At 60.4% G+C, this 22,317-nt stretch carries 19 protein-coding genes; 14 read left to right on the top strand and 5 right to left on the bottom strand.

Annotated features, from left to right (window positions below):
- Positions 1-119: 119 nt before the first annotated feature.
- Positions 120-2,462 (top strand): putative bifunctional diguanylate cyclase/phosphodiesterase, encoded by a 2,343-nt coding sequence (locus AB1462_RS01540; protein ID WP_367246038.1) that lies wholly within the window; start codon positions 120-122, stop codon positions 2,460-2,462.
- Here the strand turns inward: AB1462_RS01540 and AB1462_RS01535 are convergent.
- The 3 genes from AB1462_RS01535 to AB1462_RS01525 form a co-directional block, all read right to left on the bottom strand.
- Positions 2,459-3,094, bottom strand: a complete 636-nt coding sequence (locus AB1462_RS01535; protein ID WP_367246036.1) for a hypothetical protein — start codon at positions 3,092-3,094, stop codon at positions 2,459-2,461. The genes AB1462_RS01540 and AB1462_RS01535 overlap by 4 nt on opposite strands.
- Positions 3,095-3,357: 263 nt before the next feature.
- Complete coding sequence (locus tag AB1462_RS01530) at positions 3,358-5,769, bottom strand: glucose/quinate/shikimate family membrane-bound PQQ-dependent dehydrogenase (protein WP_090408950.1); 2,412 nt, start codon at positions 5,767-5,769, stop codon at positions 3,358-3,360.
- Positions 5,770-6,150: 381 nt separating this feature from the next.
- Positions 6,151-8,169, bottom strand: a complete 2,019-nt coding sequence (locus tag AB1462_RS01525; protein WP_259192934.1) for a TonB-dependent receptor — start codon at positions 8,167-8,169, stop codon at positions 6,151-6,153.
- Between the two features lie 151 nt (positions 8,170-8,320).
- Between AB1462_RS01525 and AB1462_RS01520 the strand changes: the two genes are divergently transcribed.
- The 11 genes from AB1462_RS01520 (at position 8,321) to AB1462_RS01470 (ending at position 17,357) form a co-directional block, all read left to right on the top strand.
- On the top strand, positions 8,321-8,554 hold the full coding sequence (locus AB1462_RS01520) for a VF530 family DNA-binding protein (RefSeq protein WP_016977534.1): 234 nt from the start codon (positions 8,321-8,323) through the stop codon (positions 8,552-8,554).
- 4 nt (positions 8,555-8,558) lie between these two features.
- Positions 8,559-9,182 (top strand): Pr6Pr family membrane protein, encoded by a 624-nt coding sequence (locus AB1462_RS01515; RefSeq protein WP_090408944.1) that lies wholly within the window; start codon positions 8,559-8,561, stop codon positions 9,180-9,182.
- Between the two features lie 436 nt (positions 9,183-9,618).
- Positions 9,619-10,128 (top strand): fimbrial protein, encoded by a 510-nt coding sequence (locus AB1462_RS01510; RefSeq protein ID WP_090408928.1) that lies wholly within the window; start codon positions 9,619-9,621, stop codon positions 10,126-10,128.
- Between the two features lie 50 nt (positions 10,129-10,178).
- Positions 10,179-10,739: a fimbrial protein gene (locus AB1462_RS01505; protein ID WP_090408925.1), complete on the top strand. Its 561-nt coding sequence runs from the start codon at positions 10,179-10,181 to the stop codon at positions 10,737-10,739.
- Between the two features lie 19 nt (positions 10,740-10,758).
- Entirely contained in the window at positions 10,759-13,362 is a 2,604-nt protein-coding gene (locus AB1462_RS01500) for an outer membrane usher protein (RefSeq protein ID WP_367246035.1), read from the top strand.
- Positions 13,359-14,120, top strand: coding sequence for a fimbria/pilus periplasmic chaperone (locus AB1462_RS01495; RefSeq protein WP_090408922.1), 762 nt, complete (start codon positions 13,359-13,361; stop codon positions 14,118-14,120). The genes AB1462_RS01500 and AB1462_RS01495 overlap by 4 nt, the downstream gene beginning before the upstream one ends.
- Positions 14,121-14,141: 21 nt before the next feature.
- Positions 14,142-14,723: a fimbrial protein gene (locus AB1462_RS01490; RefSeq protein ID WP_367246034.1), complete on the top strand. Its 582-nt coding sequence runs from the start codon at positions 14,142-14,144 to the stop codon at positions 14,721-14,723.
- 10 nt (positions 14,724-14,733) lie between these two features.
- On the top strand, positions 14,734-15,228 hold the full coding sequence (locus tag AB1462_RS01485) for a fimbrial protein (protein WP_090410133.1): 495 nt from the start codon (positions 14,734-14,736) through the stop codon (positions 15,226-15,228).
- 13 nt (positions 15,229-15,241) lie between these two features.
- Positions 15,242-15,721 carry a fimbrial protein gene (locus tag AB1462_RS01480; protein WP_090408918.1) on the top strand — a complete coding sequence of 160 codons (480 nt, stop codon included), beginning with the start codon at positions 15,242-15,244 and terminating at the stop codon, positions 15,719-15,721.
- 11 nt (positions 15,722-15,732) lie between these two features.
- Complete coding sequence (locus tag AB1462_RS01475; RefSeq protein ID WP_090408905.1) at positions 15,733-16,281, top strand: fimbrial protein; 549 nt, start codon at positions 15,733-15,735, stop codon at positions 16,279-16,281.
- 119 nt (positions 16,282-16,400) lie between these two features.
- Positions 16,401-17,357, top strand: a complete 957-nt coding sequence (locus tag AB1462_RS01470; RefSeq protein ID WP_090408902.1) for a fimbrial protein — start codon at positions 16,401-16,403, stop codon at positions 17,355-17,357.
- Between the two features lie 19 nt (positions 17,358-17,376).
- Here the strand turns inward: AB1462_RS01470 and AB1462_RS01465 are convergent, their stop codons facing one another.
- Together AB1462_RS01465 and AB1462_RS01460 are read right to left on the bottom strand one after the other, a co-directional pair.
- Positions 17,377-18,144 carry a siderophore-interacting protein gene (locus AB1462_RS01465; RefSeq protein WP_367246032.1) on the bottom strand — a complete coding sequence of 256 codons (768 nt, stop codon included), beginning with the start codon at positions 18,142-18,144 and terminating at the stop codon, positions 17,377-17,379.
- The gene (locus AB1462_RS01460) at positions 18,141-18,680 is read right to left on the bottom strand and encodes a PadR family transcriptional regulator (protein WP_090408900.1); all 540 of its coding nucleotides are present in this window, start codon (positions 18,678-18,680) and stop codon (positions 18,141-18,143) included. Before AB1462_RS01460 ends, AB1462_RS01465 begins: the two co-directional genes overlap by 4 nt.
- A 499-nt stretch (positions 18,681-19,179) precedes the next feature.
- Between AB1462_RS01460 and AB1462_RS01455 the strand changes: the two genes are divergently transcribed.
- Together AB1462_RS01455 and AB1462_RS01450 are read left to right on the top strand one after the other, a co-directional pair.
- The gene (locus AB1462_RS01455) at positions 19,180-19,680 is read left to right on the top strand and encodes a CS1 type fimbrial major subunit (protein ID WP_315335545.1); all 501 of its coding nucleotides are present in this window, start codon (positions 19,180-19,182) and stop codon (positions 19,678-19,680) included.
- Positions 19,681-19,794: 114 nt separating this feature from the next.
- Positions 19,795-22,314, top strand: a complete 2,520-nt coding sequence (locus AB1462_RS01450) for a CS1-pili formation C-terminal domain-containing protein (RefSeq protein WP_367246113.1) — start codon at positions 19,795-19,797, stop codon at positions 22,312-22,314.
- The last annotated feature ends 3 nt before the right edge of the window (positions 22,315-22,317 follow it).

Here is a 22,317-nt window from a genome sequence, read left to right as displayed (position 1 = left end):
TAAAACAAAATTTCTAGTCTAAATAGATGTTTTTTTGACGGCGGGTCTGGGCGCAGGGACTGCACATGACTAAGGGACGCGGCGGCAGAGAGCGGCGAACGCGGCCAGAGGGCACAGCCATGACATGGCGCCATACCTTTCAAACCCGCATCGCCGGGGTGCTGGCGCTGTTGTTGCTGGTGGTGGTCGCCGCAACCTATTTCGCCGTCAAGAGCGCCACCACCCGTGCGGTGGAAAACCAGGCACAAGTCCAACTGAAAACCGGGACCCAGGTATTCGAGCGTCTGCTGGACCTGCGTGGGCGGCGCCTGCAATACGGGCTGGCCTGGCTCACCGGCGATGGTCCGTTCAAGCAGGCCGTGGCCGAGGGCAAGCCCGCGCCGATCCTGGCGGCACTGCGTCGGCACGGCACCGGGATCCGTTCCAGCGAGGTGTTTGTGCTGGGCCTGGATGGCAAGGTCATGGTCAGCACATTACCCATCCTCACCCGTGGCCAGCGTTTCCCCTATGACGCCGCCTTGCGCCATGCGCGGCGCAATGGCCTGCAAATGTTGATCGTGGCCCTGGACGGGCGGCCTTACTTGCTGGTGCAGGATGAAGTGCGCGACCCGTTGCCCATCGCGCGTATCGTGATGGGCTTCGCCATGGACCAACTGTTCGCCAATGAACTGCGCTCCATGAGCAACCTGGAAGTGTCGTTTCTCAGTGTGCAGGACGGCACGCCCGGCCCGCTGTTCAGCACCCAGCCCGCTACATACCAGGCCACCGCCCTCAGCCTGCTGCGCGACGCACCGCTCAACCCTGAGGCGCAGATCCATGTGTTTCACGGTCAGCGCGTGCTCAGCCGAGTGCTTGCGTTGGCCAACACCGGCGACGGGGATGAAGTGCGCGTATTGCTGCAAAGCCCGCTGGACCATGCGCTGGAATCCTTTGCGCCGCTGGACCGGCAGTTCCTCGGGATTGCCCTGGCGGTGCTGGTGGTGTCATTGGCCGGTGCGTTGTTCCTGGCGCGACGTGTATCGCGCCCGCTCAACGCCTTGGTCGAGGCGGCCGGGCGTATCGGTGCGGGTGATTACCGCACGCCGGTGCGGGTACGCAGCCACGATGAGTTCGGTTTGCTGGCCCGCGCCTTCAATGCCATGCAAAGCGGCATCGCCGTGCGCGAACGGCAACTGGCCCATAACGCCCTGCATGATTCCCTCACCGGCCTGCCGAACCGAGCCCTGGCCATGGAGCGCCTGGGCAGTGCGATCAGTGCGCGGCGGCCGGTGGTGTTGCTGTACCTGGGGATCGAGAACTACCGGGTGATCAATGAGGGCTTCGGTCCCGAGGGCGTGGATGAAATGCTGCGCGAAGCCAGCCGCTGCCTGTCCATGAGCCTGCTGGCCAGCGACACGGCGGCGCGCATCACCGGCAGCGAGTTCCTGCTGTTACTGGAAAACACCGAGATCGACCGCGCCGTGGCCCGCGCCGACCGTCTCTACGGGCTGCTTACCGAACCCCAGCACATCGGCAATGATGAGGTGCGCCACGAAGTCAGCATCGGCATCGCCGCTTATCCCGCTGACGGCCAGCAGGTTGAAGAACTGATCAGCCGTGCCGCCATCGCCCGGCACGATGCGGCGACACTGCCGGGCTATCTGCAGATCTACCAGCAGGACCGCGACCTCGCCCACCAGCGCCAGATCACCCTGATCCGCGACCTGCGCCGGGCCGCCGTCGAGGGCGAGTTGCACCTCTGCTACCAGCCCAAACTCGACCTCAAGCACGGCCATGTGTGCCAGGCCGAAGCCTTGCTGCGCTGGCAGCATCCCACCCTGGGGCTGGTGTCGCCTGCCGAATTCATCCCCCTGGCCGAGCGCACCGGCAGCATGGGCGGCCTGACCCAATGGGTGATCGAAGAAGCCATCCGCCAGATCGGCGAGTGGGCACAACGGGGCATGCACATCCAGTTGTCGGTGAACATCTCGGTGGATGACCTGGCCGACGATGACCTGGCGATCCGCGTCACCACCCTGCTGATGCAATACGGTGTGCTGGCCCAGCAGCTGATTTTCGAGATCACCGAAAGCGCGATCATGCACAACCCGCAACAAGCCTTGAGCGTGCTGGAGCAACTGCGCGGATGCGGCATCAGCCTGTCGGTGGACGACTTCGGCACCGGTTATTCGTCGCTGGCGCAACTGCAGCGACTGCCGGTGCAGGAGTTGAAGATCGACCAATCCTTCGTGCGCAACCTCGACAGCACCAGCGGTGACGGCGTGATCGTGCGTTCGACCATCGAAATGAGCCACAACCTGGGGCTCAAGGTGGTGGCCGAGGGCGTGGAATTCGAACCCAGCCTCAAGCTGCTCAAGCAGTGGAGCTGCGACACCGCCCAGGGCTACCTGATCAGCCGGCCGTTGAACGCCATGGCGTTTGAAAGGTGGATGCGCCGAGAGCGCACACCGGTCGACGGTTAAAACAACCCGGCGCGCCTCAGTTGCGGGATATTCAGTCGGCCCAATGGGCCGCGGCTGCCTAATTGATCATCCATTGCGTTGATCGCGTTTTGATAGTCACCCCTCAACGCGTCCGGAATGCACTTGAACCCGCCTTTGGCGTAATCGCGAACAATTTCAATCTTGATGTGCGGTGCGATGCTGTTCGTCAAGTGCCGCTTGAACATCAACCCGAAGTCCACGGGCACAATTTTCCCTTCGGCGGTTTTCTTGAAATTTTCCGGTGCAGGATCGCCCATCATGAAGTCGAGCTTGAAGAGGTCCCGCACGGCCTCTTTAACCTCTTCCTGTGTGGGTGTTTGGCCGGCGATGTAGGGCATGTTCAGTTTGCCGCCGTCCAGGAACGCCGCCTGGGTACGGCTATCGGTTGCCCTCAGGTAGCCGTTGCACATGTTCAGTTCATGCTTGATGGCTTTGGGGTCGAACTCATTGAAGGTCTTGATGGCCCGGTCTGCGCACCGTTCTACCTTGCCTCTGGAGCCTGCCTCGATAGAGGGCCCGTGGTGGTTGAGTCCCGAGGAGCGCGAGGGCGGCAAGGAGTGCATTTGGAGGGGGGGGGTAGTGAAGTTTAGTAATAATGGGGAAACTGGCATTGGATGTACTCACTCTAGGTTGTCCTGGCCCTGAGTGGTGCGGTGTGAGCAAAATCAGCGTAGGACTGGCGCATTACCAGCGTTGGCCAGTGTCTTAAATGGCAGTGGGAAAAATTCACGCGTTCAGAGTGTGCGAGCACATCGATCTCCAGCGCCTGCGCTGCAAGCTGATCGAGCACGGATGAAAAATGTGGGAGGGGGCTTGGTCATGAAAAAGGCGGCTACCCAGAAGGTAGCCGCCTTTGTTTTACCGCCAGTCTTGCTTAATCCGGCAGTTTAAACGCCATCACGTAGTCACCCTGCTTGGTCCCCAGGGAACCATGACCGCCCGCCACGACCAGCACGTACTGCTTGCCGTCCTTGCCGGTGTAGGTCATCGGTGTGGTTTGCGCGCCGGCTGGCAGGCGGCCTTCCCACAGCTGCTTGCCGTTTTTCACGTCGTACGCACGCAGGTATTGGTCGAGGGTACCGCTGAGGAAGGACACGCCACCGGCTGTCGTGAAGGTGCCGCCCAGGCTCGGTACGCCCATGCTCAGGGGGATCGGAACCGGCGAGCTGTCACGCACGGTGCCGTTCTTGTGCATCCAGATGGTTTTGTGGGTGGTCAGGTCGACCGCCGCCACATAACCCCAGGCCGGAGCCTGGCACGGCAGGCCCATTGGCGAGAGCATGGCTTCGAGGATCACACCGTACGGCGCGCCTTTGTTCGGCTGCACGCCTTCGGTTTCGCTGACCCGTGGGCCTTGCTTGGCGATGTCGGCAGCCGGGATCAGTTTGGATTTGAACGCCATGTAGCTAGGGTTCACAAACGCGATCTGGCGTACCGGGTCGACGGAAATGCCACCCCAGTCGAATACGCCGAAGTTGCCTGGGTAAACGATCGAACCTTGCAGCGAAGGCGGGGTGAACGCCCCGTCGTAGCGCATGGATTTGAAATCGATGCGGCACAGCATCTGGTCGAACGGGGTCACGCCCCACATGTCACGCTCTTTGAGCGGCGGTGGCATGAAGTTCAGGTCGGACTTCGGCTGGGTCGGCGAGGTGTGGTCGCCGGCGACAGCGCCTTGCGGCACGGCCACTTCGTGGATCGGCACGACCGGCTGGCCGGTGGCGCGGTCCAGTACGTAGATGCTGCCTTGCTTGGTCGACGCCATTACCGCCTGCTTCACGCCGGCGTCGGTCTTGATGTCGATCAGCGACGGCTGGCCACCCACGTCCATGTCCCACAGGTCATGGTGAGTGAACTGGAAGGTCCACTTCACGTGGCCGCTGTCGATGTCCAGGGCGGTCAGGCCGGCGCTGTATTTTTCCGAATCTTCGGTACGGTCGCCGCCGTATTGGTCGGGCATCTGGTTGCCCATCGGCAGGTAGAGCATGCCGAGTTTTTCATCCACGGCGAACATGGACCACATGTTCGGCGAGTTACGGGTGTAGGTCTTGCCCTCGGCCAACGGGGTGGTGTCGTCCGGGTTGCCGCTGTCCCAGTTCCACACCAGTTTGCCGGTGTGCACGTCGAACGCGCGGATCACGCCGCTAGGCTCGTCGGTGGAGACGTTGTCGGTCACGTGGCCGCCGATCACCACCAGGTTCTTGGTCACGGCCGGTGGCGAAGTGGAGTAGTAACCGCCTGGGGCGAAGCTGCCGATATTGGCACGCAGGTCGACCTGGCCTTTGTCGCCGAAGTCTTCGCACATCTTGCCGGTGTCGGCGTTCAGGGCGATCAGGCGGGTGTCGGCGGTCGGTACGAAGATGCGCTTAGGGCAGGCATTCGGCGCGGCGGCCGGGCTGGCGCTGCCGGTCGGGCTCTGCTCGGAGGCGTAGGCGGCGTCATCGTGATACGACACGCCACGGCAGGTCATGTGCGCCCAACCCTTGAAGTTCTCGGCACCCTGGCTGCTGATCTTCGGATCGAAGCGCCAGATTTCCTTGCCGGTGTCCGGGTCCAGGGCGATCACCTGGCTGTGCGGCGTGCACACGTAGAGCATGCCGTTGACTTTCAGCGGGGTGTTTTCCGCAGTGGTCTCGCCTGGATCGTTCGGGCCAGGGATGTCGCCGGTGCGATAGGTCCACGCCGGTACCAGCTTGTGCGCGTTTTCCGGGGTGATCTGCGCCAGCGGCGAGTAACGATCACCGAAGGACGAGCGACCGTAGGAGTTCCAGTCGCCATCCGCCTGGGACGGTGCGGCGCTGGCCATGCCCGGTACCGCGTCGCGGTCCAGTTGGCCTTTGATCTCACCAGGGTTGGTGAATTGGCTGGCGAGGGCAGCAGCGCCGGCCAGCACCACGGCCACGCTCAGCGCGCCGGTGCCCAGCGGGGCAGGTTCGCCACGCAGCAACGGACGGCGAAACCACGGGAGCAGCATGACGATGCCCAGGGCGAACAGCAGCGCCAGGCGCGGCACCAACTGCCACCAATCCAGGCCGACTTCCCACAGGGCCCACACGGTGCTGGCAAACAGCACCAGTGCGTACAGGCCCAGCGCGGCGCGACGGGTGGCCAGCAGCAACAGGCCGGTCAGGGTGATGCCGATACCGGCCAGCAGGTAATACAACGACCCGCCGAGCAGGCTCAGCTTGATACCACCGGCCAGCAAGGCCAGCCCCATGATCAGCAGCAAGACGCCTAGCAGCCTGGGCAGCAGGCGGCTTGGACTTGAAGCACCGTCAGTGCTCATAGTTGTGTTTCTCCGTTACGTTGGAATTATGTATCCCCGTGTTTCTTCACTGTAGATGACGATTCGGCACGGGCTTGGTTCAGCGTTAATTACGTTTTTCTGGGGATAACGGCGTTATCCACAGGCGGGCGATTTATTCCCAGGCGCGGGGCGGCGTAAGACAGCGCTGTCTTTAAATGTAGGAATAATCAGCAAAATGGGGTCGGCCGGGGGAGTGAAACGTTTCAGGTTATTGCCGACAAGGATAAAGCGCTGGCGCACCAAGAGAAAGCACGAATCTCAAGATGCATCATTTCAGATTTGGTAACAGTGACAGATCGTCGCTGCCAAATAAGGGTAGGAGGGGGCAAGCCTCCTCCCACAGGGGAATTTTGGTGTTTTTTAGAACGTGGTGCGGATGCCGAATTGCACACTGCGGCCCGGTGCCGGCGCAATATCACGCAGGATTGAGCTGGCATAGCGTACGGTCTGGTTAGTCAGATTTTCGCCATTCACGAACGCCAGCCACTGGCTGCCGCCCACATTGAAGTGATAACCCGCGCTCGCGCCCAAGGTGGTGTAGCCATCGGTGCCGCTTTCGTTATCCGGCACACGCCCTTGGCCGGCGGCGTGCTCGACGTCGATGCGCGCCTGCCAGCGATCCAGTTCCCACAGCAAGCCGCTGTTCAAGCGCAGCGGTGCTATGCGCGGCAAGGCTTCGCCGGTGTCGAGGTTGGTGGCGCGGGTGTAGTCGCCCGACAGTTCCAGTGCGAACTTGCCGTAGGCACTTTCCCCGAGCTTCCAGTGATCCTGGGCCTCGAAGCCGGCGAAACGGGCGCGCACGCCGGAATATTCGTACTCAGGGATGCCGTCCGCGTCCTCTCCACCTTCATCGTTCAGCGTACGACCCGTGCCCAGCAAGCCGATGTAATTGGAGAAGTGGCTGTAGAACACACCCAAGCTGCCCTTGTGGGTGCCCGTGTCAAAACGCAGGGCCAAGTCGCTGGACACGGCTTTTTCTTTCTTCAGGTTGGCGTCGCCCAGCTCATAGGTGCCGGTGGCGACGTGGGCGCCGTTGGCGTACAGCTCGTAGAAGGTCGGCGCGCGCTCGGTGTAGCCCAGGGTCGCGGCCACCGACCAGATCGGCGTAAGGGTGTACACCGCGCCCGACGACAGGCTGCCGGCGGTGAAGTCATTGCGCTTGTCGGCGCCGGCGAAGCGTTCGTTGCCCTTAGCGTCGGGGTCGATGCTGGTGTGTTCCAGGCGCCCGCCGAGGCTGAGTTTCAGGCGTTCGGTGGCGTGCATTTCTTCGAGGATAAACAGCGCGCCGGCATTGGTGTCGGTCTGCGGCACGAAGGCCTCCTCACCGAGGGCCGAGAACTCGTTGCGGGTCACCTGCGCCCCGACTACGCCGTCGAACGGGCCGATAGGCTGGTGGCGCGCTTCAACCCGTGCTTCATAGCCCTTGTTCTTGAAGATCGTGCCGGTTTCGCCGCCTTCGATTTCACGGTGTTCGTAGTCGGTGTAGCCCGCGTCGACTTTTACCGAGGTAAACGGGCCTTGCAGGTTGCGGATTTCGGATGCAAACGCATAGTGATCCTGCTGCATGCGGATGCGTACATCCTGCTCGGCGGGGGAGCCGTAGTTGCTGTCGTAGTTGCTGTAGGACAGCCCCGCGTAACCGTCGTCCCAGGTGTAGGAACCGCCCACCGCGCCGCCGTCCTGGCGCCCGTCGCTGTTGCCCAGGCGCCCGTTTTTGCCGGGGGCGTCATCGCTTGCCGGGGCGTGGCGGCTGCGGGCCTGGCCGGGGATTTTCAGGTCGTTGAATTCCCGCGCGTTGGCGTCCAGGTGCAAGGCGAAGGTGCCGTTGCCGGCTTCCAGTTTGCCCGCGCTGCTGCGTGTGGTGTCGGCGCCGCCGTAGCGCAGTTCGCCCGCACCATGGATACCTTCGATGGCTTCGGTGGGAATGCGGTTGTCGAAGGTGTTGACCACACCGCCGATGGCGCTGCCGCCGTACAACAGCGCCGCCGGGCCGCGCACGATTTCAATGCGTTCGACGTTGACCGGGTCCAGCGGCACCGCGTGGTCGTAGGACAGTGACGACGCATCCAGCGCGCCCACGCCATTGCGCAGGACGCGAATGCGGTCGCCGTCCTGGCCACGGATGATCGGCCGGCTGGCGCCCGGGCCAAAGTACGAAGACGACACGCCCGGCTGCTTGTTCAGGGTTTCGCCGAGGCTGCCTTTTTGTTGCAGGGTCAGGTCATCGCCTTCGAGCACGGTGGTCGGCGATGCGAGTTGCTCGCTGCCCAGCGGGTTGCCGGTGATGACTTGGGGTTGCAGTTCGAGGGCGTGGGCTTCGGAGCAGATCAACAGGGCGGCGGCGAGCGGGGTCAGGCGCCACAGGGAGGAGAGGGACATCGGCACATTCCTTGGCAAAACGGCAAAAAGATTTGAAAGTAATGGTTACAATATAACATCTCTTTTTCGTGGGCCACGGGAACTTTTTATAACTGAGCGAGCGGGGTGATAAGGTGTGCGCCTTCGTGAGCACTTTTTTCATAGGCCCGGCATGACCGCAACAAGCAACGATCCCCTCCACGGCGTAACCCTGCAGCACGTCCTCACCACCCTGGTGGAACACTACGAATGGGAAGGCCTCGCCGAGCGCATTGATGTCCGCTGTTTCAAGAGCGACCCCAGCATCAAGTCGAGCCTGACATTCCTGCGCAAAACACCGTGGGCACGGGAGAAAGTCGAAGGGTTGTACGTGAAGCTGATGCGCACCAAACGCCCGCTGGACTGAGCCCATGAAGCGGTATGTGGCGGCAGCGGCGCTGGCCGGTTGGGTTGGGTTGGCGATTCAGCAGTACCTGATTTTCTATTCGCGCTGGGACGCCGGCGCCAGCCTGCTGGGCGGGCTGATCAACTTTTTCAGTTTTTTCACGGTGCTGACCAACACCCTGGCGGCGGTGGTGTTGAGCTATGCGTGGGTGAAGCGCGACTCAGCGGCCAAACGGTTCTTCCTCGCCCCCAGTGTCAGCAGTGGCATTGCGGTGAGCATCGTCGTGGTGGGCCTGGCCTACAGCCTGTTGCTGCGGCATTTGTGGCAGCCCGAAGGCTTTCAATTGATCGCCGACGAATTACTGCACGACGTGATGCCGGTACTGTTCTTGATCTATTGGTGGCGGTGCGTGCCCAAGGGCACCCTGCGCCTCAAACACATCGGCGCGTGGGTGATCTACCCGCTGGTGTACTTCGCCTATGCGCTGCTGCGCGGGGATTTGCTCGGGCAGTATCAATACCCGTTCATCGACGTCGGCACCCTCGGTTATCCACAGGTGTTTGTGAATGCCGGGGGCATTCTGGCGGGGTTTGTGCTGGTTGCACTGGCTGTGGTGGGGCTGGATAAGCTCATCAAACCCCGCGCCTGATTGACTCTTTCCTTACCCCTCCTGGGCGCGCACCGTCTCGTCGAACGGTTGCGCGCTTCCTCTCGAGCTCTTCAATTCATTAGTTAATCTTTTCACATAAATACTCTGGTTTTTCAGGTGATGTAATCATTTTCCTGAAGTTTGTTTATGCATAAAACCCTCTCGTTAAACTTCGTGTAATCCGATTCTTACAGATGCATTTAAAGTTTTAGCTGGTCATCGTAATTTTCCTACATTTCTTGGTGTTGCAGGCTACGAAATTAAATGAATTAGCCGACTTAACTTCTAAAAGTTGAACTGGATAATCGCCGGGCACCAAATGAGCTGAGTTGCAATGCAAGTAATTGGAAAAAAGGTAGGACGTTCTGCGTGCTAAGGCGGCGGAATGACTAAATGACGTTTATTACTATGTGAGCCTCTATACATGAAAGCTAAAATGAACACCGTGCTGTTATCTATCGGGCTGTTGGTAGGGTCGATGTCTGTTGCTCAGGCTGCGGATGGAACGATCACGTTTTTGGGCTCGGTCCATTCCGGAGCCTGCTCCATCAAGCCTGACTCCGTCGATCAAACCATTCCCCTTGGCGCGATCGCCAAGCATCAACTGCAGACGGGAGGGAAGTCCGAGCCTCGGCGCGTGCTGATTGAACTCGAAGGTTGCGATCTGGCCGGCCTCACCGATAACACCGTGACCACCACTTTCACGGGTGCGCCTTCCAGCGTCGTGCCGGGTGCGCTGGGCACCGTCGGTAGCGCGGGCAATGTGGGCATCATGATGACCCATGGCAGCCAACCCGTTCAGTTGGGTGTGGCTACCACCCCGCAGGTCATTGCCGCCGGTGATAACACGCTGGAGTTCGGTGCCTATGTGCAAGGCGCTGCTACGGGCGACATCGTACCGGGCGATTTCAGCGCGGTGACCAATTTCACCTTGGCTTATCAGTAAGCTTTTTCCCCCGCCACCCAGCGTGGCGGGGGAGGCTGGTGGAGGCATAGGTGAAAACATTCATAAGTCTCGCTATTACCTCTTCATTGACGATGTTCATCAGCCCTTGGGTGGCTGCCCAGGTGCCTGCGCAAGGTGATGGGCTCGTCACGCTGGGAGGAGAGGTTGTTGACTCGGCCTGTGGGCTGGAATTGGTCAGTGTCGATCAAACCATCGATGTGGACCCCGAGCCCATTGGCCGGTTTTTGCGACGCGCCAGGGGAGGGGACCAATCCTTCCAGTTACGCCTGGTCAATTGTACGTTGAGTCGCACCGACCCGTTGCGCCCTGGGGTAACGCTGCCCGACTGGCAGCACCTACGGGTGACATTTGACGGCCCCACCGACAGAGGTGGTCGCTCTTTTGCGGTGTTTGGTGGCTCGCAAGGTGTTGCCCTCAATATCGAGGATTCCGTTGGCCAATTGAGTATTCCCGGTCAGCCGATGACGCCGCATCCATTGTCGGAAGGCGACATGACGCTTCACTTCACGCTTCATTTTGTTGGCAACGGATTGCCCATAGTGGCCGGAGCGCACCGTGCTGCAGTGCGGTTCAAGTTGGAATATTTCTGAACTTTGATGGGTTGCTTGCATGTTGAATACGGCGAAGGTCAAAAATACGCTGCGCTCGAACTTTTTCAGTGGGTTGATATTATTGCCGGCCACTGCGATGGCTGCCGGGGAAATTGAGTTTAATACGGACGTTCTTGATCTGAGTGATCGAACTAATATTGACTTGTCTCAGTTCGCGCGCAGCGGTTTTATTCTGCCTGGCACTTACTCGATGGTGGTGCAGATCAATAACCAGGCGATTGCCGAGCAATCAGTGGCTTTCTATCCTCCCGATAATGATCCTAAAGGCAGCCAGGCGTGTTTGTCGCCGGCCCTGGTGGGCCTGTTGGGCCTCAAGGCGTCGGGCGCTGCTGAACTCAAGTGGTGGAAAGGCAGCGACTGCCTGGATATAGAAAGCTTGCCGGGCATGGAGGTCGGTGGCGACCTGGCCACCTCCACGCTGAACATCAGCGTGCCCCAGGCCTACCTTGAATACAGCGCCATCAATTGGGATCCGCCTTCCCGTTGGGATGAGGGCGTGCCGGGGCTGCTGGTCGATTACAACATGACGGTGCAGTCCAGTTATCAGAAGAATGACGGCACCCGTAACAATCTCAGTGGTAACGGCACCCTGGGAGCGAATGCCGGGGCCTGGCGCTTGAGGGCGGACTGGCAGGCGCGTGTCGAAAAAGGCCTCAACAGCGGGTACGGGGACCAACAACAACTGGAGTGGAGTCGTTACTACGCTTATCGCGCAGTGCCTGCACTGAAGGCGCGCCTGACGGTGGGAGAGGACTACCTGTATTCGGACCTGTTTGACAGCTTCCGCTATACCGGCGCCTCTCTCATTTCGGATGCAAGCCAGCTGCCCCCCAACTTGCGTGGTTACGCGCCGGAAGTGGTAGGGGTCGCCAAAACAAATGCCAGGGTTGTTATCAGCCAGAAGGGCCGCGTGCTGTATGAAACGCTGGTCGCGGCAGGCCCGTATCGTATTCAGGACCTCAATGACGCCGTGAGCGGCACCCTGGATGTGCGGGTGGAAGAGCAGGATGGTTCGGTACACACCTTCCAGATCGATACGGCAGGCATTCCCTACCTGACGCGCCCTGGCCAGGTTCGTTACAAGCTGGCGGCGGGGCGACCCTCCGATCTTCAATATGGCGCCGATGGCAATGTTTTCGGTACCGGCGAGTTCTCCTGGGGCGTCAGCAATGGCTGGTCGCTGTTCGGCGGCGCTATCACCGATAACAACTACCGTGCGTTGTCTGTCGGGGTCGGTCGTGACCTGTTGGCGCTTGGAGCCGTATCGCTGGATGCCACTCAGTCCCACGCCAGTGTGTGGAATCAGACACTCTCGGGCAAATCCTACCGCCTTCAATATTCCAAGCACTTCGAGCAGTACGACAGCCAGGTGACGTTTGCCGGTTACCGGTTTTCCGAGAAAAACTACTTGAGCATGAGTGAGTACCTGGACGCTCGCCATTACGGGTTGAACGGCGAGCGCGGCGAAATCGATAACGTTGAGTTCATCGAGGGCTGGAAACCGATTGGCGACAGCAAGGCACTGTATACGGTGACGCTCAATAAGCAGTTTCGTGACCTTGGGACAACCGTCTACGCCAGTTACAACAGACAGACGTATTGGGGGCGCCCGGACACGCAGCGCTGGAACCTGTCGATGTCGCGCTACTTCAATGTGGGCTCCGTCAGGAACATGAGCCTGTCCCTGAACATGTACCGCAGTCAGGAGTACGCCTACAAGGATAACGGGATGGCACTGACGGTCAGCCTGCCATTGGGGCGCAGCGGCACACTGTCGATGGATGGGAGCAGGACCTCGGGCAAAGAGAGCTTTTCCACGCGTTACAGTGACCGCATCGATGAACGTAACAGCTACCAGCTCAGTGCCAGCGACAGCTCTGCCAGTGGTTATCTGAGCCACATTGGCGACCAGGCTGATATCGATCTCAGTGCCAGCACACAACAAGGCAATGGCAGAACCCTCAGTGCGTCTATTCGCGGTGGCGGCACGCTCACGCCCTACGGTGCGGCCCTGCACCGAACCAATGCCGTTGGCGGGACCCGCCTGATGCTCGACACCGGTGGGGTACCTGACGTGCCTGTGCGGGGTTACGGCGTGTCGACCCGCACCAATGCCTTCGGCAAAGCGGTGATCTCCGATATCAGCAGCTACCAGCGTACGGCCGCCAGTGTTGACCTGGAGAGCTTGCCGAGCAACGTCGAGGCCACTCAGTCGGTGACGCAACTGACACTCACCGACGGGGCCATTGGTTATCGATCGCTGGAAGTGATTGCCGGTGAAAAGGCCATGGCAGTCCTGCGCCTGCCGGATGGCAGTTCACCGCCTTTCGGCGCGACGGTGAAAAACATAAAACAGCAGGACACCGGAATTGTGAACGACGGCGGCGCCGTTTACCTGAGCGGCATCCAGGCCGGCGAGCAGATGATCGTCAGTTGGGGCGGCATCGACCAATGCCTGCTCACGCTGCCTGTGGTTTTGCCAGCCGACAGCTTGACCGATGCCCTGCAACTGTACTGCCAGAGTGTCGCCACTGATCAACCCTCACCCGAGCCAGCAGCGCTGACCGGGAAGCGCACCGATACGGAGAACACCGCCTCATGATGCTCAATACGCGCCCTACACTCCTGGTCTTCGCACTGCTGGCTCTGGGCCTCAACCCGAACGCTGACGCTGCGGTTGGCCTGGACCGGACCCGTGTGGTTTTTGATGGGGGCAAGGATGCCACCAGCGTGAACATTACCAATAACAACACCCAGTTGCCGTACCTCGCCCAGGGGTGGATCGAGGACGAGCAGGGTAACAAAATCACCTCGCCCTTGATCGTGCTGCCGCCGGTTCAACGCTTGGAGCCCGGTAAACAAAGCCAGGTGAAAGTCCAGGCGTTGCCGGCGGTCAAATCGTTGCCCCAGGATCGCGAGACCGTCTACTACTTCAACCTGCGGGAAATTCCGCCGCGCAGCGACAAATCCAACACCCTGCAAATTGCGCTGCAGACCCGTATCAAATTGTTTTACCGCCCGCAAGCCATCATGCCCAGCCAGCAGGACTTGGCCAATCCCTGGCAGGAAAAGCTCACCCTCACCCGGCAAGGTGACCGTTACCAGGTGAGTAACCCCACGCCTTACTACGTGTCCCTGGTGGACGCGCGCAGCAGCAAAGACGGCAAAACCGTGGCGGGCTTTGAACCGGTGATGATCCCGCCCAAGGGCACGCTGGCTTTGGGGCCAACGGCCAAGGCACTTGGCGAGGCCCCCTATCTGGCCTATGTGAACGATTACGGTGGACGCCCGCTCCTGGCGTTCACCTGCAGTGGCGAGACTTGCACGGTGAACGCGCAAGTCTCATCGCCTAATGAGTAGCGTCTGCTGCGGGAGAAGGCCATGAAGTCGCACAACGTGAAGGTCCTGGGCTGCGTGTTATTGGCCTTGGCGGCGCGCGTGGGCGCCGAGGATGACGACGGTATCGATGGCCAGCGTGGCCGGTTGAACGTTAACGGGTCCATGCATGAATCGCCTTGCAGCCTGGAGATGACATCGCGCCATCAAACGATTGACCTGGGCGCCGTGTCGGCCAGCCAGTTGCAACGACCTGGCGATCAGGCGCCATCGAGGCCCTTTCAGCTGCGCTTCCAGGACTGCCAGCGCACCGCAGGCAGTATCCGCAGTGAGCGTACCGGGAACCTGGCATGGAGCTCCCATCAACCGGTGCTGTCGGTCACGTTTGTCGCGCCTGCCGACGCCGATGATCCACGGCTGGTCAAAGTGCAAGGCATCACCGGGATGGGGCTGCGTTTGACCGATACCCTGGGGCGGGATGTACAGCTGGGCTCCCGGGGTGAGCCGTTGTTTTTGAACGAGGGCAGCGGTCTCCAGACCTGGCATGTGCAACCCACGCGCACCTCCGCTCCGTTGACCAGTGGGGCATTTCGGGCCGTGGTGGATTTCAGGCTCAGTTATGAGTGAGGGCAATCTAATGACGAAGGCAGTCGGCTCGCGGGCCATTCTTATAGGGGGAGGCCTGCTGTGGGCCGTCAGCCAGGGTGTGCAGGCCGACACCAGCCTGATCATCCGCGCGGTCATCATTGCGCCTCCTCCATGCGTCATTAACGGCGGGAGTACGCTCAATGTGCCCTTTGGCAATGACCTTCTGACGTCACGGGTGGACGGCGTCAACTATCGCCGCAATGTGCCCTATACCGTCACCTGTGACGCCCCGTTCAGCAACGCGATGAAACTTGAACTCAGGGGCACAGGGGCTTCGTTTGATGGTCGCGTACTCTCGACCCGCAACCCGGATCTAGGGGTAAAACTGTTCGTTAACGGCACTGACTGGCCCCTGAATGCGGCCGTGAATTTTACGCACCCCAACTTTCCCGTCGTGCAGGCGGTGCCTGTCAAACGCGCGGGCAGCCGACTGGCGGGGGGCGCGTTTGATGCCGCCGCCACCCTTGTGGTCGATTACCAGTGATGAGGAACGATCAATGATCTGTTGGCAGCAGCGAGCCTTGCTCGCCTTGTGTTCCATCGGCCTCAGCAGCGGCGCCTCGGCCAACTTGACGTTCAGCGGGACGCTCAACGAACCGCCGCCCTGCACCATCGATGCGGGGAACAAAATTGAAGTCGATTTCGGGGATGTCGGGGTAAAGCGCGTCGATGGCGTGAGATACCGTCGCGGGGTCGGCTACACCATCAGCTGTGGTACCGACACGCTGCCGTGGGTGCTGAAGTTGAGTGTCAACGGCACACCGACGACGTTCGACGGCGCGGCATTGCAGACCAGCGCGCCAGACCTGGGTATTCGGATATTTCAGAATAACCTGCCGTTTCGACTCAATACGCCACTGGACATAACCGTGTCGTCACCACCGGTATTGGAAGTCGTGCCGGTCAAACAACCGGGTGCAACGCTGGCCCCCGCAAGGTTTACAGCGGTGGCCACGCTGTTGGCCGAATACCAGTAGGAGTTGAATCCATGGGACATGAGAGTGTTCATCGAGGGTGGCTGTGTGCCTTGCTGGCGTGGGTGACAGCCTTCAGCCTGATCCCCGAAGCGCATGCGGCGGACAACCTGAATTTCAAGGGCAACCTGGTTGAAGAGGCCTGCACTATCCGGCCTGGCGACGAGGCAATCACCCTGGAGCTCTGGGACCTGACCAGCAAGCACCTCTACATCAATACGCGTTCGGTGGGCAAAGGTTTCAAGCTGCATCTGGAGGACTGTGACACCACCATCGGCAACACGGTGACCATCACATTCAGTGGTGTGGAAAACCGGGCGCTACCCGGATTGTTCGCGCTGGATGGTGGCAGTGGTGCCTCGGGTATCGGGCTGGGGCTGGAGACGCTGAGCAATAAGCCATTGCCCCTGAATAAGGTCAGCGACGAACAGGTGCTGAGCAATGGCAGCAATGTGATTGAGCTCAAAGCCTATGTGCAGGGTGAGCCGAATGCCATCAGGGACCAGACCATTGGCCATGGCGCATACACCGTGACCTCTACTTTTACGCTGGACTATCCGTAATCCAAACGCTCAAGAACCGGGTGCATCGGCATTGGCATTGGCTTTCAGGTCAACCCGGTTTACACGGGCTGATTGTTTGCTGGATAGCGCCTGGGTAGAGAAGCAACGAGAGATCAAAAATGAAACGACTATATGACAGAGCCCTTGGGCTTCTGCTGTTGATTGGCGTCAGCACGACCGTGCAGGCCGTAGACTGTCGGGTCAATGGCGGTGAGTGGGCGCGCGTCACTCATCTGACCGTCCCCGTAGCTGTACGACTCGATACCGATCGCACGAGGATTCTGATGGAAGGTGCTCGGCTCGAATGTCGGTTTACGGCTGGCGCAGGCCCCGTCTGGGGAGCGGATTATTGGGAAACTGGCAATGCCTCTGGGACGCCTTGGACACCCGGCCCCAGGTTCGCCGGTGAACAGAGTGGTTTACGCATCAATGGCGCGTTCCTCAATACCCCGGTTCCGGCGGGTATACGGGTGGCCACCATGCCCAACAACGGGGTCGGTTACCCCATCAATATCACCCCCTATATCCAGGTACGCCACAGCCCCTCCAATCCGATCAATATTCGAGCGGGAGACACCCTCGGCCTGTTGCGTCTCACCAGCTCGAACAATTACGACGCCACTCGGCCGCAACTCACCGTCACTTATACGGCCGCCAACAACTTCACCATTTCCCCGTCAACCTGCACGATCAACAATAACAACCCGATCGAGATCAACTTCGGCAATGTTCACCAGAGAGCAATCGGTACCGATCCGCTGACCACGTCCGTGCGCAGCAACCGCCGGCTCACTTATTCATGCCCGGACGGCGGGATCACCACGCCGATCACCATCACTTACAAAGGCAGCCCCTCGTCGTTCGACACGCGCCTGCTGCTGATGACCAACCCGGACGTGGGGACGGCCCTTGTCCGGGGTGCCAGTGCGGTTCAAGTCGGGGGGGCATTCCTGACCCAAATTACCAACAGTGTGGGCGGCGACGATGTGACGTTTTCCCTGGTAAGGCGCGCCGGGTCCTTGCCTGCCGCTGGGGCTGTAAGCGGCAGCGGTGTGCTCGTAATGGGGGTGCCATGACGTACTCGCACCGTGACGCTTACTCCTCTTCGCTGCCGTCCGCACGCCAGTAGCCCACGGCCTTGAGGAATTCCTCATTGACCTTGTGCGTGTCCAGCAGTACCCGGCGTACCTGGCGCGACAGCTTGGTTTCGGTCGCGACGAAGCTGTAAAGCGTGCCGCCTGGCAGCGTCAGGTTCTGCACCGTTTGCAACAGATCGTCCTGACCGCGCACTACCCAGATCACGTCCACATCGGCAGCACTGCGTAGCGTTTGCTGCTCCGCCGCAGTTTCGATCTCGATCACCGCCAGGACCTTGCGCCCTGCCGGCAGTTCTTCCAGGCGGCGGCCAATGGCGGGCAGGGCGGTTTCGTCGCCGATCAGCAGGTAGCTGTCGAAGATGTCCGGCACGATCATCGAGCCGCGTGGGCCGCCGATGTACAGGTGCTGTCCGACCTTGGCCTGGTCGGCCCAGGTGGAGGCAGGGCCATCGCCGTGCAGCACGAAGTCGATGTCCAGTTCGCCGCTGGCCAGGTCATAGCGGCGCGGTGTGTAGTCGCGCATCGCCGGTTGCGGGCCGTCGCCCTTGATGCTGAAGGTCGGGCTTTCCAGCGCCGCTTGTTCGGCGGCGTTCTGCGGGAACAGCAGCTTGATGTGATCGTCACTGCCCAGGCTGATAAAGCCCGCCAGCTCCGGCCCGCCCAGGGTGATGCGGCGCATGCGCGGGGTGATGTCGACCACGCGCAGGACGTCCAGGCGGCGGCGTTTGATTTCGTGGGTGACGCGATGGATGGCTTGAGTGTTCATTGAGCTTTCCCGTCAGCAATGGCTTGGGCAGTGCCGTTGAGCAGCGCTGCGACACGTGTGATTTCTTCCGGGCTCCAGCGCCCGTGGTGCGAATGTAAGGCGTGGCGCAGGTTGTGCACCGCCTCATGGATTTCCGGCGGGCGGTCGTGGCCGCGCAGCGAACGTTTGCTCACATCCATGCGCATGCGAATACCTTCGAGGGCAACCGCTTGTTCGCTTAGGAAGAGACGACCGGCGTCGGTGATTGTGTAGCGTTTTTTACCGCCTTCGGCGTCGCCGGTAATCAATTCGCTTTCTTCAAGGAACGTCAGCGTGGGGTAGATCACCCCGGGGCTGGGGCTGTAGGCCCCGTCGAAGAGGGCTTCGATCTTACGGATCAAGTCATAGCCGTGGCAGGCCTGCTCGGCGATCAGCGCCGGCAGCAGCAATTTCAAATCGCCGGGGGCGAATACCCGGGGGCCACGTCCGCCGCGTTCGCGGCCGGGGCGTTTTTCGAAGCCGTCACCGGGGTCACGGTGGGAATGATGGTCTCTCATTTTGGTGCTCTCTGTGTTTGGTTTAGACATAACGTAAGATATATCTTATTGCGCGAACAGAGGCATGCGACCAACGGTCATTCGCTGCCAACGGGCCCTTTTCCGTCCGTTGGAAATCCATTCTTTGTGGTGAAGTTCCATTACGGGCATTAGAGTTAATACTCGAACTTTTATTGGGTGCGCTGTTGCTTGGTTTAATGACAGTTGTGGTACTGTTCCTACAGTTTATTCATAACTTAAGCCTGTTGTTAGTTCATGTAGTCTATGTCTTACGGATGTAATTTAAGTTTTGGCAAAATGCCATGATTTTCACTCGAGCCCTGTATCCAATGGCTACGAAGGTACGGGAACCAGCCTGCATCCCTGTTTTTTAAGTTAGTGGATCATTTGTTTCGCGTTGCACTCACTTGAGTTCATTGCAACGGATCTCATTGCGCGTTGATGTTTTGGTCAACCTTCAGTGAGGTACTTACTTGTCCGAAAAAAACAGGAAATCACCATGTTCAAGAAGTTCGCAATTGCTGCTCCCCTGGCCCTCCTGGCATTGAACTCGTCGATGGCATTCGCTGCCGGCGAAGCCAACCACACCGTCAACATCAAGGCGACTATCCCGACCACAGTGTTCCATGCGCAGCCACGTGACCCGAACTTCGGTCTCGATGAAACCATGGCCTACAACCTGGTCAGCGGCGAGCTGTCACCGCTGAGCGCGATCTACGACCTGAAGAACACCAATGGCTCGATTCACGCCTACATCGAAGGCGGCCCGGCCGTGCTGTTCAACGGTAACGCCGCGCAAAACATCGCACTGACCACCACCCTGCACGGTGTCGTGCTTGATGGCACGGCAAAAGAAGTGGTGAGCGAGGCGGACTCCACCCCAGGCGTGGGTGCAGAACTGCGCATCGTGGCGGCCAAGCCGTCGGCGACCCAGCGCGGTGCCTATACCTCCGCTGTGGCGCTGGTGTTCGATGCGGTGTTGCCAACACCTGCACTTTAAGGGTGTCAGTGCCCGTTGGGCCATCAGGCCAACGGGCGTTCGGGCCGGATGATTTTTCCCCACTGTCCGGCCTGCTTTTTCACCTTGTTTCCAGGCCCTCAGAGTATGCCTTTCATGTTCCCGATGACGCCCATCGCGGTTGCGCTTGCGCTATTGATTTGTACGAGTGCCTTGGCTGCACCCGCGCCAGGCACGCTCACGCCTGCCAGTCTGCTGACCCAGGCCCAGGATTTGCCGGCCGGGTTCAGCGACCACTTCTTCGATGTGCCCTTGGCGGTACAGGTTGAGTTGGATCAGCAACGACTGGGTGAAGCGCTGATTGTGTTGTCCCAGGACGAGCGTGTGACGCTGCTGGAGTTCACCGACTTCGGTGACAGCAAAGTCCCCGCCGCCATCCGCGATACCTGGCAGGCGGTGCTGGAGAGCGGCGTAGCCCTCGGCGCCTGCACCCAGTCGTGCCCGCAGCAACTGGTGTCCGTGCACTACAACCTTGAAAACTCGCTGCTGTCGATCATCACCCAGAACGTCGAACACGCCAACGATGCGCCGCGCTTTTACCAGCAGCCCGAAGGCGGCAGCCGTGGCTTGATCATCAACAACCAGCTCAACCTCAACGGCGGCCAGGACGAAGACCTGGGCGGGCGTTATGGTTTGCAGGCCAGTGCCAGCCTGGGCAATTGGACCCAGGTGTTCAATCTGCAACTGGCGCGCCAGAGCGGTGATGAAGAGCAACTGCGCCACGCGATCCATGAGCTGTATACCCAGCGTGAACTGGAAGGCCAGTTTTTGCGCCTGGGGCATTTCACCCCCAACTCCGATGGCCTGACGCGCCAGTTGCGCAGCTTTGGCGCCAGCCCCGATACGGCGTTGGGTGTCATGTATGGCAGTTCGGACAGCCTGTCTATCAACAATTCCAAAGCCAGTGTCTACCCGATCTACGTGACCGCCAACCGCCAGGCCGCCGTGGAGATTTACCGCAACGGCCTGCTGATCAACACCCAGGCGGTAGCCGCAGGGTTACAGACGCTGGACACGCGTCCTTTGCCCGGCGGTATCTATGAAGTGGAAGTGCGTTTGGTGGAGGACGGCCTGACCGTCGGCACCACCCAGGAACTGGTCTACAAGCCCAGCAACTGGCGCAATGTCGATGACCGCTGGCGCTACAACGTGTTCGCCGGGCGTGAAACCAAGTTGTTCAGCAACTGGGATGAACAGGCCACCGGCGCGATCACGGCCGGCGCGTCCGTCAATTACCTGGTGCACCCCCGAGTGATCCTCGGCCTGTCGGCACGTGAAGTGCGCGAGCAACTGCAATACGGCGGTTCGGTGGACTGGACGGTTGCCAACAACACCAGTCTCTACACGAATGTCTACCAGACCCGCGAACACGGCACCGGCATGGACCTGCAGGGGCTGTACACCTTTGGCGCCACCAACCTGGTGCTCAGTCATAACCGCAGCTGGCTCGATACCCGCGATACCTATGAAACCCTGCCCGACGGCACACGCCTGCGGCGCAATACCTTTGTCGGCCAGACCAGTAATTCGGCACTCTCGGTCAACCATCGGATCGACGCGAAAAACTCCTGGAACATGCGCCTGTCCCACAGCGAAGGCAACATTGAAGGCACCGGGCTGGACCTGGGCTGGAGCCGCCGCGACACCTTGTGGGGCAGCGATGCCAACTGGCGTTTCTCAGTGTTCGACCGGCCGGGCACTTCCGGCACCAACGACCAGCGCAACCGTGGCGTGGACCTTTCCGTAAACCTGGCCCTGGGCGGCGATGGTCGGCAGATATCCGGCAGCATCGGCACCCGAACCGCGCGCGATGGCGGCCGTGATAACAATGCCTCGGTCACCTACCGCCAGGACCTCACCGACCATCTGCTGCAAAGCGTCTCGGCCACAGCAATCACCGACACCTACGGCGTCGGCCTGTCAGGCATGGCCAGCTTTGACAGCGATGTGGTCAGCGGCGACGGCTTTATCCAGCGCAGCTCATTCAATGGCGATCTCAGCGGTGGCCTGAACCTGCACAGCACCTTCGTCGCCGGTGGCGACCAGATGTTGATGACCAGCCAGTACCAGACCAATGGCGCCGGCATGATCGTTGACGTCGAGACCGACCTGGATGAGATCACCTTGCGCGCCGACGACTTCAGCGGTGGCGGCGCCATTTTGCGGCCCGGGCGCAACTTCGTGCCGGTGGCGGCCTACAAGAGCAGCACGGTGAACTTCGACTTCGAAGGCAATCACCCGCCGGCCGCCAACATCCAGCCGGGGCGGACCACCTACCACCTGAACAGGGGCGGGGTGGACTACCGGAAAATCACAGTGATGAAGACCGTATCGGTGCTCGGTCGCTTGATCGACGCCCAGGGCCAGCCGCTCAAGGGGCATCACGTGATCAACCACGCCAGCCGTGGGATCAGCGAAGTCGACGGGTTCTTCTCCATGGAAATGAGCGCCAGCTCACCGACCCTGGAAGTGCGCTACCGCAACCAGCTGTTGTGCCAGTTCCGCCTGGATCCGGCCACCACCGCCAATGAAAACGACGTGTTGATGATCGGTGACCTGCGTTGCACGCCGGACACCCTGGCTGAAAACACCTCCAGCACCCAGACCGCAGGTTGAGTG

Origin of the sequence: Pseudomonas sp. SB113 (assembly GCF_040754745.1) — a bacterium.
GTDB classification, from domain to species: domain Bacteria; phylum Pseudomonadota; class Gammaproteobacteria; order Pseudomonadales; family Pseudomonadaceae; genus Aquipseudomonas; species Aquipseudomonas grimontii.
This window is presented reverse-complemented; position numbering and strand designations above follow the sequence as displayed.